This is a genomic window from Dyella sp. AD56 (genome assembly GCF_002878475.1).
Classification (GTDB): domain Bacteria; phylum Pseudomonadota; class Gammaproteobacteria; order Xanthomonadales; family Rhodanobacteraceae; genus Dyella.
Genome location: NZ_NRDP01000016.1, coordinates 73828 through 84610, shown reverse-complemented (window position 1 = coordinate 84610; position 10783 = coordinate 73828). Strand labels below are relative to the sequence as shown.

General features: G+C 63.6%; 10 protein-coding genes. 4 read left to right on the top strand and 6 right to left on the bottom strand.

The annotated features are described in order from the left end of the window. Positions 1-28 precede the first annotated feature (28 nt). Positions 29-1633 (top strand): glycosyltransferase family 39 protein, encoded by a 1605-nt coding sequence (locus tag DyAD56_RS12300; protein ID WP_102303058.1) that lies wholly within the window; start codon positions 29-31, stop codon positions 1631-1633. A gap of 20 nt (positions 1634-1653) precedes the next feature. Here the strand turns inward: DyAD56_RS12300 and DyAD56_RS12295 are convergent, their stop codons facing one another. The 3 genes from DyAD56_RS12295 to DyAD56_RS12285 all read right to left on the bottom strand — a co-directional run bounded on the left by DyAD56_RS12295 (position 1654) and on the right by DyAD56_RS12285 (position 4954). Then, positions 1654-3444: a GGDEF domain-containing protein gene (locus tag DyAD56_RS12295; protein WP_158241325.1), complete on the bottom strand. Its 1791-nt coding sequence runs from the start codon at positions 3442-3444 to the stop codon at positions 1654-1656. A gap of 68 nt (positions 3445-3512) precedes the next feature. Then, positions 3513-3839 (bottom strand): hypothetical protein, encoded by a 327-nt coding sequence (locus tag DyAD56_RS12290; RefSeq protein WP_102303056.1) that lies wholly within the window; start codon positions 3837-3839, stop codon positions 3513-3515. Positions 3840-4174: 335 nt separating this feature from the next. Next, positions 4175-4954, bottom strand: coding sequence for an alpha/beta hydrolase (locus DyAD56_RS12285; protein WP_158241324.1), 780 nt, complete (start codon positions 4952-4954; stop codon positions 4175-4177). A 180-nt stretch (positions 4955-5134) separates the two neighbouring features. Here DyAD56_RS12285 and DyAD56_RS12280 point away from each other — a divergent pair, with 180 nt between their 5' ends. After that, a complete protein-coding gene (locus DyAD56_RS12280; protein ID WP_102303054.1) occupies positions 5135-5992 on the top strand; it encodes a fumarylacetoacetate hydrolase family protein in 858 nt (285 codons plus the stop codon). A gap of 34 nt (positions 5993-6026) precedes the next feature. On the opposite strand, the gene DyAD56_RS12275 is transcribed toward DyAD56_RS12280, so the two are convergent. After that, the gene (locus DyAD56_RS12275) at positions 6027-7631 is read right to left on the bottom strand and encodes a S53 family peptidase (RefSeq protein ID WP_102303053.1); all 1605 of its coding nucleotides are present in this window, start codon (positions 7629-7631) and stop codon (positions 6027-6029) included. 185 nt (positions 7632-7816) lie between these two features. Between DyAD56_RS12275 and hemB the strand changes: the two genes are divergently transcribed. Beyond that, positions 7817-8809: a porphobilinogen synthase gene (gene hemB / locus DyAD56_RS12270; RefSeq protein WP_102303052.1), complete on the top strand. Its 993-nt coding sequence runs from the start codon at positions 7817-7819 to the stop codon at positions 8807-8809. A 186-nt stretch (positions 8810-8995) separates the two neighbouring features. Here the strand turns inward: hemB and DyAD56_RS23900 are convergent, their stop codons facing one another. Together DyAD56_RS23900 and DyAD56_RS12265 are read right to left on the bottom strand one after the other, a co-directional pair. After that, positions 8996-9142: a hypothetical protein gene (locus DyAD56_RS23900; RefSeq protein ID WP_158241323.1), complete on the bottom strand. Its 147-nt coding sequence runs from the start codon at positions 9140-9142 to the stop codon at positions 8996-8998. Positions 9143-9909: 767 nt separating this feature from the next. Then, positions 9910-10245 (bottom strand): antibiotic biosynthesis monooxygenase, encoded by a 336-nt coding sequence (locus tag DyAD56_RS12265; protein ID WP_102303051.1) that lies wholly within the window; start codon positions 10243-10245, stop codon positions 9910-9912. Positions 10246-10315: 70 nt separating this feature from the next. On the opposite strand from DyAD56_RS12265, the gene soxR reads away from it, so the two are divergent. Continuing rightward, the gene (gene soxR, locus DyAD56_RS12260; RefSeq protein WP_102303050.1) at positions 10316-10780 is read left to right on the top strand and encodes a redox-sensitive transcriptional activator SoxR; all 465 of its coding nucleotides are present in this window, start codon (positions 10316-10318) and stop codon (positions 10778-10780) included. The last annotated feature ends 3 nt before the right edge of the window (positions 10781-10783 follow it).

Below are 10783 nucleotides of genomic sequence, written 5' to 3'. Positions count from 1 at the left end.
GTAAGCAAGCGTTGCGCAAGATGCCGCCATGGATTCACTTGCTCATGGCTTGCGGCGGCTGCCTCCCGCCTTCTGGTTGCTGTTGCTGCTGCCGTTACTGGCAGTGCTGCCGCCTGTTCCGATCGATGAAACGCGTTACCTGAGCATCGCGTGGGAAATGCGGCAGACCGGGCAATGGGTCACGTTGCATCTCAATGGCGTGCCGTACTTCGACAAGCCGCCGCTGCTGTTCTGGCTTTTGAACGCGATCTGGAGTGTGCTGGTTCCGACGCTTTGGTCCGCGCGGGTTCTGCTGTTGGTTTGTGGCATGGGCTGCGTGGTGCTGTGTGGGCGCGTGGAGCGGCAGCTCGCGCCGGAGGCTTCCGGCGTGGCGAGCTGGCTGATGCTCGGCTTGATGTTCTTCGTCCTGTACACGGGCGTGGTGATGTTCGACGTGCTGCTGTGCCTGTGCGTGCTGCTGGGCTTCGTGGCGATTGCACGCTATGTCCGTACGGGAGACCGCAAGGCGCTGTTGCTGCTGTTCGTGGCCAGTGTGCTTGGCGTGCTGACCAAAGGGCCGGTCATGCTCCTGCATCTGGCCGGTCCCATGCTGTTGGCGCCGTGGTGGTCCGAGCGCCGGCCGCGCGTATCCTGGCGCTCCGTGGTGGTCATGCTGCTGGTGGCCGTGCTGGGTGGCATGCCTGCGCTGGCGTGGGCATGGGCGGCGGTGCACCACCTGAACCCTGCGGACGCGCAGGAACTGTTGCTACATCAGACTGCGGGACGCGTGGTGCAGAGCTTTGCGCACAACCGGCCGTTCTGGTGGTATCTGCCATGGGCCCCCGTACTGTTGCTGCCGTGGCCGCTGCTGTTGCGATGGCGCCGTGTTCCTGCGGTAGCGCGCGCATGGCGCGAATCGCAAACGGCCCGCCTCGGCTTGTGCGCGACGGTGCCCGCACTGGTGGCGTTCTGCCTGGTGAGCGGCAAGCAACTGCATTATCTGCTGCCGGTGCTGCCCGGCGCGGCGATCCTGCTGAGCGCGTGGCTACGCCATGACGCTGCGCTGCTGGCGGTGAAGCGACTGTGGTGGCTGGTGGCGGTGATCGTGGTGGTGTTCGTGTGGGCTGTGCTCAGACCGGCGCCGCTCGACGACGCGTCGCTAAGTCACGGTAGGGCGATCTGGCTGTATGCCTTGTCGGCGGGTCTGCTGGTGATCGCCATGGTGTGGCTGTGGTTGGGACGTAATGTCGACTCAGCGGCACGCGCTGCACAGGCGACGCTGTTCCTTGCCTTGGCGATGCTGCCGCTGGTGCGTTTGCAGTTACTCGACGCGCTCGACGTGCGCCCACTGGCGGCACTTGAGCACGAGCTGCGCACGCAGGGCGTGCCCATGGTGCGCACGACCAACGAACCGGGCTTGCTGACGTTCCTCGCGCGTATGCCGGCACCGTTGCCCGTGGCTGACGATCCGGTAGCCTGGTGTGTGGAGCATCCGAATGGCGTGGTGTTGGCTTATTCCGGGCGAGGCAGGCCTCCGGAGGAGGCGCTCACGAGCGCCAGGCTTGCCAATGGTTGGGTGGCATTGGTGTCGGCGCGTGCCGTGATCAACCGGCCGAAGTCGATCGATCGGTTTGGTGATCCGTCCAGCGAGTAAGAGCTACTAACAAAACAGCTTCAGGGCCGATGGGCGCCATAGGCGTGATTCGCCACATCGCCGATCGCGTCAGGCGCCTCGGTCGGATCGGCCGACGTCGCCGGCACGATAAAGTCGCCGAGTTGCCCATACACCACGCGATTACGGCCATCGCGCTTCGCCTCGAACAGTGCGCTTTCTGCGTCGATCATTAGCTGGCGAAGTTCGTAGCCACTCCGTTCGGTCGACGCCACGCCGAAGCTTGCGGTGATGATCACGTGGCGGGTTTCACCCCACAGCGGTGTGGCGGCGATGGCCTGGCGGATACGCTCCGCGCGTTCGCGGGCCTGTGAGGCGCTGCAGCCGGGCATGTAGATGGCGAACTCCTCGCCGCCAAGGCGTCCGAAGATATCGTGGCGGCGCAGATGGTGCTGGCATGCAGCGACGGCGCGCTTGAGCACCAGGTCGCCAATGACGTGGCCGTGCGTGTCGTTCACGTCCTTGAAGTGGTCCAGATCCAGCAGGACCAGGCAGGCGTCGCGGGTGGATTTGGCGGCGACGCGCAGGGCGATCTCCGCTTCGTCGACAAAATGTTGGCGGCTGTGCACGCCCGTAAGGCTGTCGCGCGTGGCCAAACGCTTGAAACGCAGTTGCGAGCGCTTGGTGCGCCATAGCCAGAAAGCGATGGAGGCCACGACGGTCAGCAGCAGGGCGATGTACAGCCGGCTGGTTTCCATGTCCTTGCGGTCGAGTCGGCGCTGAAGCTGCAGGATCTGGTTCTGCTTGTTGAGCGCGTCGACTTGCATCTTGTTCGCCAGCAGTTGTTGCCTGACTGTTTGATAGGCGATGGCGCGGGCCGAGACGTCGTTGAGGTAGCCCTTGTCGGCTTCCATGTACTTCTCGTGGTACTCCAGCGCACCCTGCGGGTTACCCTGCCGGTTCTCCACGTTGTAGAGCACTTTGTACGCCGTGCTGCGCGTCTCGGCGAACTCGTTGGGAACGGCGTCGGCAAGTGCGGCGTTGGCATACTTGCGTGCTTGCGTCACGTCCCCTTGCTCCCAGTAGGCCTGGGCGAGCAAGGTGTCGAAGTCCGCGAGCAGCGCAGGATAGTGGTACGACTTCACTTCGCCGTAGTGGGCAAGGAGCAGCGTGACGGCATCGTCGGCATGGCCCTGCTTGATCGCATAGTCGGCGCGCTCGCTACGCAGGCCATCGGCGAAAAGCTCCTGCTTGCTGTCGTGGCAAACGTCGATGGCGCGGTCGAAATCGGCGTCGGTGCCTTTGATCTTGCCGCTGTGATACAGCGCCTTGATCTTGAAGACGAGGCCCTGGCATGTGTGCCCGGCCAAAGCCGTGTCGTCGAGGATCTGCTGCGCGTAACCGATGGCCAGATCGTACTGGCCCGCGAAGGTCAGGAACTGCGCGGCTTCGCCCAGGGCCTGATAGCGGGCCTCGGGGTCTTTTACGGTTGGCAACTGGTCAATCAGCACGCTCAGTCGCGTGAAGGCATCCTCATAGTGCCGGCCGATGCCGAGGATATTGACCAGCGTGGCCGTGGCGCGTACCTGCAGGGTCGGGTCGCCCGACAGGTTGACGATTTCGGTGAGCTGCGGCCGGGCTTGGTCGTAGCGGCCCTGGAAAGCTACCTGCCAGGCATCCAGATAGCGCAGCCGCCATTGCTCGGATGACGACAATTCGGCGCTGCGCTGGTCGAGTTCGCTCAGCAGCTTGAGAAAGGCATCGTGGTCGGAAGTCTTGATGCGATCGGCCCGGTCCAGCATGGGCGCCGGGTCTTCTGCGGTGGCAGGCACGGCCGCGCGGGCCGCACCCACGGATGATCCCAGCAACAGGCATGCCGCCAGGAAAAGGTTCCGGCCAAGGGCGCCGGTACGAGGCATCGTCAGGTCAGCGCGAGGTCGTGGGGAGCGATAGCAGAGGGAGGTTTGGCGTTTTTGCTCGGCGTCTTCTTTTCTTCGCCGCCCTCATCCTCTTCCTTCTCTTCCTCTTCTTCTTCCTCGCCCTCCTTGCGTGGCACGGTCTGTAAGCAGAACAGCGGTGCCTTATCCAGCAACGCGTACAGATCCTCGACATTCCTGGCCAGAATCGCTTCGCAGGCCGATGCCTCGACCCGGGCATCGGCCAGGGCAATGCTCAATTCGTCACGGCTCGCTTGGCGCAGATGCGCGTCGGTGCCCAGTTTTTCCAGAAATTCGATGATGTTCGACATGTGCGTCCCCCCCGGGTGGTGATAGTACGGTGACAGCGTGTAGGTGTCTCTCCCCGGAATTAGGCGTCTCTCACGAGGCCTCCCGCTACATCGCGAAGAAGATGCTAGCGCGCTCCCTCGACGAGGGCCGGCGGGACGGCAGGATCCGCGAAGGATGTCGGCGATCCTGAGATGGATGCGACAACGCTCGGATATCCGGATGAAAGGTCCCCCTGTGTCGCTGCGACAAGGCCGCCGCTGGATTTCCGATCATAGCCTTGTTTTTTGCGTCATATGTGCACGCCGGAGTTCTGATGAAAGGCACTGCGGAGAACGGCCAACGGCGCGTGGAAAGCTCAGTTGGCATGGTCGGCGGCACCGAGGAAAGGGAGCACCTCAGCGAGAAAGGCCTCCGTGTGTTCGCTATGCAGTCGGTGTCCAACCCCCAATGATCGGGCGGTTGCCTGGGGTAGCCGGGCGGCCAGTAGCGGCAGGCGTTTCGTGACGAGGCCATCGTCGTGGCCCGCCAGCAGCAGGCAAGGCGTTTGCAAAGTGGCGAGACGACTCCACCAATCGGGCATAGGTACACGCAGTTCCGGCAGCACAGAGCGTGTCGCACGCAGATCGAAGCGTCGCAAGAAAACGAGGCGCAGCAGGCGACCCAGGCCCACGAGCTGCAGCGAGCGTCGCCATGCTGGCCCCGGTTGTGCCGAGGCAATGGCGGCCGCATCGGCGGCATCCTGCGGTGGCACGGGCGTTGCCTCCACTACCACTCGCCGGATGCGCTCCGGCTGGTGTGTCGCCAGCTTGAGCGCGAGATGGCCTCCCAGCGAATGGCCGACCAGGCTCAGCTGTGACAGGTTCAGCGCGTCGAGCAAGGCGATCAGGTCCTGCTCGAAATCCATGAGCGCATAGGTGGACGTCCGCTCACTGCGCCCATGGCCGCGCAGGTCGGGTGCGATGACCCGGAAGCCTGCGTGGGCCAGCGCAGAGGCCGTGTCCTTCCAACTATCGGACTGGCTGGCAAAAGCATGGATCAGCATGATCGGCGCGCCATCCTCGCGACCGCAGGTGCGGTAAGCGATGCGATGGCCGCGCACTTTCAGGAATCGATACGTGGACAGGCGGCTTTCCATAGCATCACATCGGGCAGAGCGAATGCGGCCATGGTGCATGGCCTTCACGGTGTGAAACAGCGGGAAAGACGTCACTGGTTTGCACAGCAGGCGAATAGCTATGATCGGGCGATTGCCACCGAATCGGCACGATGACGTCGGCCGTGCCATAGAAAAATCCAGACGCGATGGGAGCTGGACATGCGATTCATGCGCTTTGAGCAGCACGATCGGGTTGGCCTGGCCGTCGATGCGGGTGATGGCTGGCGTGGGCGTTTCATTGATGAGGATGGCATCCCGGCCGATGTCAGCGCCATCGCAGCGAGCGAAGAGCGTGCGCGGCTGGCGCTGGTCGAACGCCTGCGTGAAGGCTTTGCCGTCGATACGAACCAGGTGCGTTACCTGCCGCCGAGCGCGAACCCGGGCAAGATCATCTGCCTGGGGCTCAACTATCGCGATCATGCGCGGGAATTCGACTCACCGCCGCCCGCCTACCCCACGTTGTTCGCTCGCTTTGTATCGAGCCTTATCGGGCATGGCCAGCCGCTAGTCCGTCCGCGTGTGTCGGACAAATTCGATTACGAGGGCGAGCTGGTGCTGATCCTCGGTCGTGGCGGCAAGCACATTGCCCAGGAAGACGCGCTCGATCACGTATTCGGTTACAGCGTCTTCAACGACGGATCGATCCGCGACTACCAACTGCGTACGTCGCAATGGACCGTCGGCAAGAACTTCGACGGCACCGGCGCGTTCGGCCCGTGGGTAGTGACGGCCGACGAACTGCCGCCCGGCGCCACCGGCCTGACACTGGAAACGCGCCTCAATGGCGAAGTGATGCAGCACGCGTCCACCAGCGACATGATCTTTGGCGTTGCACAGACCATTGCCATCATCAGCGAAGGCATGACGCTTGATGCCGGCGATGTGATCGTCATGGGGACGCCATCGGGCGTGGGCTACGGGCGCAAGCCGCCGGTCTACATGAAGCCCGGCGACGTTTGTGAGGTGTCCATCGAGCGCATCGCCACCTTACGTAACGCAGTAGTGCAAGAGGCGTGAGAAAGGCGGGCGCGTCCGCGCCCACCGGTGATGGTCACTTCTTCGTAGGCTTCTTGGTGGGCTTGCCATGCTTGGGGGGCGTAGTGGGCGAGCTGCCGCCACCCGTGGTCTTCAGTTGGGTCAGCGCATCGAGCAGCGTCTGGCCCTTGGGAGTGCCCAGGCCCGTGCATGCGTCCCAGCCCTTGGCGGCTGCGAACTTGCCGTTGTTGCCCTGCGTGATGTCGCGGAAAGCCGCGGTACCGATGGCGTAGAACGCTTCATGCGGATCGCCTACGTTCTGCCCCAGTTGCTGGTTGAAGCGCGCAATCAGCGCGGCCCACAACGGTGCGACGGCACTGGTGCCACCAATCACCTGGCTCTGTCCATCCACCAGTACCTGGTAGCCGGTGTTCGGATCGGCATCACCGGCGACATCGGGCACACCACGGCCCACGAAGCCGTTGGCGCCTGCAGGCACGTTGGACGATTGTTGCCATGTGGGCAACGCGAAACTCGCGCTGACGCCGCCGCCCGTGGCGCCTTCGTTGCTGGCCAGATCGTTCCACACCGTTTCGCTGGTGATGCTGGTGCCACTGGCGGCCAGCGAGGTGCCGCCGCAAGCCAGCGCGTAAGGGCTGGACGCAGGGAAATCCACGTGCGGCTGGTTATCGCTCTCGCCATCAGTGAAGCCACTGTCACCGCACGCCACCGTGATGGTGACACCGAGCGCAGCGGCATCCTGCAGTGCGCTCTGCATCGCGCTCAGCGATGAAGCGGACCAGCCGTCTTCCGGGCCGCCCCAGCTGATCGACATGACTGACGGGTGATTGGTGGTGTCGTGCGCCGCCTGCGAGATGGCTTCGTAGAAACCCTGGTCGGTATTCGGTGCGAAATACACTGCGATGTTGGCGCCCGGTGCGAGCGCGCCGATCACTTCCACGTCGAGCATCACTTCACCATCGGCATCACCACCGGGCTGGCTGGTGCCGCCCTGCACGGATACCACCGTCACCGTGGGCGCCTTCACGCCCAGCGATTGCATGTACTGCGTGAAGTCGCTCTGCGTAAAACCGCCGCCGAGTTCGATCACTGCCACCGTTTGGCCCGTGCCATCGACGCTCGCCGGAAACTGGTAGAGCGAGCCCAGTTGCGGTGGCGTATACGTCGTGGCCGGCTTGGCGGAGGGGCGGCGAAAATGCGGGCGTGCGATCGGCCGCGCGTCCAGGCCGAGCACGGCGATGACGGATGACGAGATCGTGCCGGGGAGAGACGGCGGAAGATGGCAACCGATCAATTCGGGGCCGCCGTCCGGCATCTGGTAACGGCCCAGTTGCACGCCAAACGCCTGCTGCAATTGCTGTGGCGTACCACGCAGATGCATCACGCGGCGATTGAGTGCGGAGCTTGTCTCGGTCAGGCCATGTTCGCTTGCGAACTTACGGATGATTTCCGCGTCCGCCGGGTCCGCGCCCCATTGGGTGCCGAAATCCTCACGGCGCAGCGCAGGCTTATGCGGCCACGCCGCGGGCGAAGGGTGTTGACCACCGCGGTGCCGCATGACGATGGTGACGTCCATGGGTTCCGTTCCTTCGTGCGGTCCCAGGTACGTGGCCTCGTTGGCGAGCGGCCAGTGATGACGGCGGGCGGTGGTCGTGCTCATGGTCGAACTCCTTGGTGACAGGCTGGCTGAGACTGCACTTTCAAATGTTGCAGCGGGGTGTTCGTGGCGCGGGGCATTCATGCATGGTGCGGTTTTGCCGTCTCACCGTCCGCGTCAACCTGCCTCCACGGCGTGCTGTCGCGAAAGCGCTAAAATGGGCAAATGTCTTGCCCGAGAGTTCGCCCATGAGCTACCCCGCCGTTCGCATGCGCCGCATGCGCCGCGATGCTTTCTCCCGCGCGCTGATGCGCGAGAACACCTTGCTTCCCACCGACCTGATCATGGTCGCCTTCATCATCGAAGGCGAAGGCCAGCGCGAGCCGGTGCCGTCCATGCCGGGCGTGGATCGCGTGTCCATCGATGAGTTGCTAAAGCTGGCGGGCGAGTGCGTGCGTCTGGGCATTCCCGCGCTGGCGCTGTTCCCTTCGCCGGGTGCATCGGTGAAGAGCGAGGATGCACGTGAGGCGTGGAATCCTGACGCCCTGATGCAGCGCGCGACGCGCGCGCTCAAGGCGAAGTACCCGGATCTCGGCCTAATCGGTGACGTAGCGCTGGACCCGTACACCACCCACGGGCAGGACGGCCTGATCGACGAGCACGGCTACGTGATGAACGAGCCCACCATCGAAGCGCTGATCAAGATGTCGCTGGCGCAGGCGGAAGCGGGCATGGATTTCGTGGCCCCGTCCGACATGATGGACGGACGCATTGGCGCCATCCGCGATGCGCTGGAAGACGCCGGTTACATCCATACACGCATCCTTGCCTATTCGGCCAAGTACGCCTCGGCGTTCTATGGCCCGTTCCGCGACGCCGTGGGTTCCGCTGGCAACCTGGGCAAGGGCAACAAGCACACCTACCAGATGGATGTGGGCAACAGCGACGAAGCGCTGCGCGAGATCGAGCTGGACATCCACGAAGGCGCTGATGCGGTGATGGTGAAGCCGGGTATGCCTTATCTCGATGTGCTGCGTCGGGTGAAGGACGCGTTTGGCATGCCGACGTTTGTGTATCAGGTGAGTGGCGAGTACGCGATGTTGAAGGCGGCTGCGCAGAATGGCTGGCTGGACGAGAAGGCGGTGGTGTTGGAGTCGCTGACGGCGTTCAAGCGGGCGGGGGCGGATGCGATTTTGACGTATTTTGCGGTGGATGCGGCGCGGTGGTTGCGGGGCGAGTGATGCCGCTTTTTGCTTTTTTCTCCCTCTCTCCTTCGGGGGAGAGGGTTGGGGTGAGGGGTCAATCTAGCCTCATCGTTTCGATGGAACCGTCATAGCGGCGTGCGCAGCTTCTGTATCGCTTGGTTGTCGCGTTATGGCGATCTGGCTCGCCTGCCGCGGGCTTCCGAACCGCTGCCGCGGTCCGGGTCACTTTCTCTTGCTTGCCCAAGAGAAAGTAACCAAAGAGAAGGGCACCCCCACTTGGCGCTGGCCGGTGAAGCCGGCCAGTTCGTGAGGGGCGGCCGGGCTTTTCGACAGGGCTTCCTGCCCTGGCGAAAAGGGATCGGCATCCATGCCGATCCCCCTGCGGGCCTGATCGTCCACCCCTCACCGCCGCACAAGGGGGCCCGGTAGATCAAGAGCAGCGAGCTCACGGCTCGTGCAGCAATGCTGCACGTCGCGTCGATGCGGAGAGGAATTAAAAGGGGCTTCGCTACGCTTCCGCACCGGCAAGAAAAACTCGATGCGTAACGGCATGGCTTTTCTCTTCTGCTTTGGCCTTGTGCCTTAGAGCAGGAGCAACGCACCTGTCGCGATGCGATGTGCCGCGAAGCGGCACGAGCCATCAGCTTTGTGCTTTTGATTTACCGGGTCCCCGTATGAGACGGCGGGCGGGTGGAGAGAAGGCCCGTAGGGGAATCGGCATGGATGCCGATTCCTTTTCGCCGGGGCAGGAGCCCCGTCGAAAAGCCCGGAACCCGACCGCGTACCTGGAGGGCGAAGCCCGGAAGGCGCCTCATCCGGGGGGCCCTTTCTTTGGGTTACTTTTCTTTGGGCAAGCAAAGAAAAGTGACTCGGCCTCCGGTAGGAGGTCGAAAGCCCGCGGCAGGCGAGCCAGGTCGCCGTAGCGCGACAACCGAGCGATACAGAAACTGGATGACCAGCCATTCGGCTGTTGAAAAGCGCTTCCGGCCCTTGCCCCTTTTGTGGGGTGCGCCGGGATGACGGCAAAGATGAAACGTCGAGCCGAGCACCCACCCCTCACCCCAACCCTCTCCCCAAAGGGGCGAGGGAGCAGAACGGAAGCCTCCTGCGCCCCGACACGAAAAAAGACAGCCCCCTCATGCACTCCGATAAACCCCCAAATCCGCCTGTACCCCCAACCCGTGCATAAACACCGCCGGATCAAACCGCTCCTTCGCATAGCGCGCGTGCATCACCGCCTTCGCCGCTGACATATGCGACTCGTCGATCCACTCCACCACCGTCATCACATTGAACTCGCCACCAAGGTCCGGTTGAGTAAGCACCAGGTTCTGGCGGCAGCCCGGCAATTGGTCGAGCGCGCGTTGGGTCAGGTGGAGGCGTTCGAGGAAGGCGTTCCATGCGGCGACGGGGACGTTGAAACGGTCGATGCGGTAGACCGGCCTGCGATCGAAGGCGAGGGCGTGGCTCATGAGTGCTCATTCCGAGTGAAGTGCGTGTCACTCTAAGACCTCAACCAAAGTTGAGGTCAAGAGGTATCGGATGAGTCAGGTTCCCCAGCATGGCCTGCCAATGACGCTGAGCGTGGGCGAGGTGGCGCGTCGCAGTGGTGTGGCGGTGTCGACGCTGCATTTCTACGAGACGAAGGGGCTGATCCGCAGCGAGCGGACGGTAGGCAATCAGCGGCGCTATGCGCGTGCCGTGCTGCGTCGAGTCTCGTTTATTCGCGTGGCGCAGCGTGTCGGGATCTCGCTGGCGGATATCGCCTCGGCCCTCGCCACGTTGCCGGTCACAGCGGCGCCGGGGAGGGAAGATTGGGCGCGGCTCTCCGCTGCGTGGCGGGCGGAGCTGGACGAGCGCATCGCGCAGTTGAAGAAACTGCGCGACACGCTGGATGACTGCATCGGTTGCGGATGTCTGTCGATCGACCGCTGTCGTTTGCGCAATCCGAACGACAAGCTTGGTGATGATGGTGCCGGCCCGCAGCGACTGCTGGTGAAGAAATAGCGC

Bases quoted from the DNA above. Each gene is read 5' to 3' on its own strand.
- DyAD56_RS12280 (WP_102303054.1), top strand. From the start codon at position 5,135: ATGCGATTCATGCGCTTTGAGCAGCACGATCGGGTTGGCCTGGCCGTC.
- DyAD56_RS12290 (WP_102303056.1), bottom strand. From the start codon at position 3,839: ATGTCGAACATCATCGAATTTCTGGAAAAACTGGGCACCGACGCGCAT.
- DyAD56_RS23900 (WP_158241323.1), bottom strand. From the start codon at position 9,142: ATGGATGCCGATCCCTTTTCGCCAGGGCAGGAAGCCCTGTCGAAAAGC.
- DyAD56_RS12300 (WP_102303058.1), top strand. From the start codon at position 29: ATGGATTCACTTGCTCATGGCTTGCGGCGGCTGCCTCCCGCCTTCTGG.
- DyAD56_RS12265 (WP_102303051.1), bottom strand. From the start codon at position 10,245: ATGAGCCACGCCCTCGCCTTCGATCGCAGGCCGGTCTACCGCATCGAC.
- hemB (WP_102303052.1), top strand. From the start codon at position 7,817: ATGAGCTACCCCGCCGTTCGCATGCGCCGCATGCGCCGCGATGCTTTC.
- DyAD56_RS12285 (WP_158241324.1), bottom strand. From the start codon at position 4,954: ATGGAAAGCCGCCTGTCCACGTATCGATTCCTGAAAGTGCGCGGCCAT.
- soxR (WP_102303050.1), top strand. From the start codon at position 10,316: ATGAGTCAGGTTCCCCAGCATGGCCTGCCAATGACGCTGAGCGTGGGC.
- DyAD56_RS12275 (WP_102303053.1), bottom strand. From the start codon at position 7,631: ATGAGCACGACCACCGCCCGCCGTCATCACTGGCCGCTCGCCAACGAG.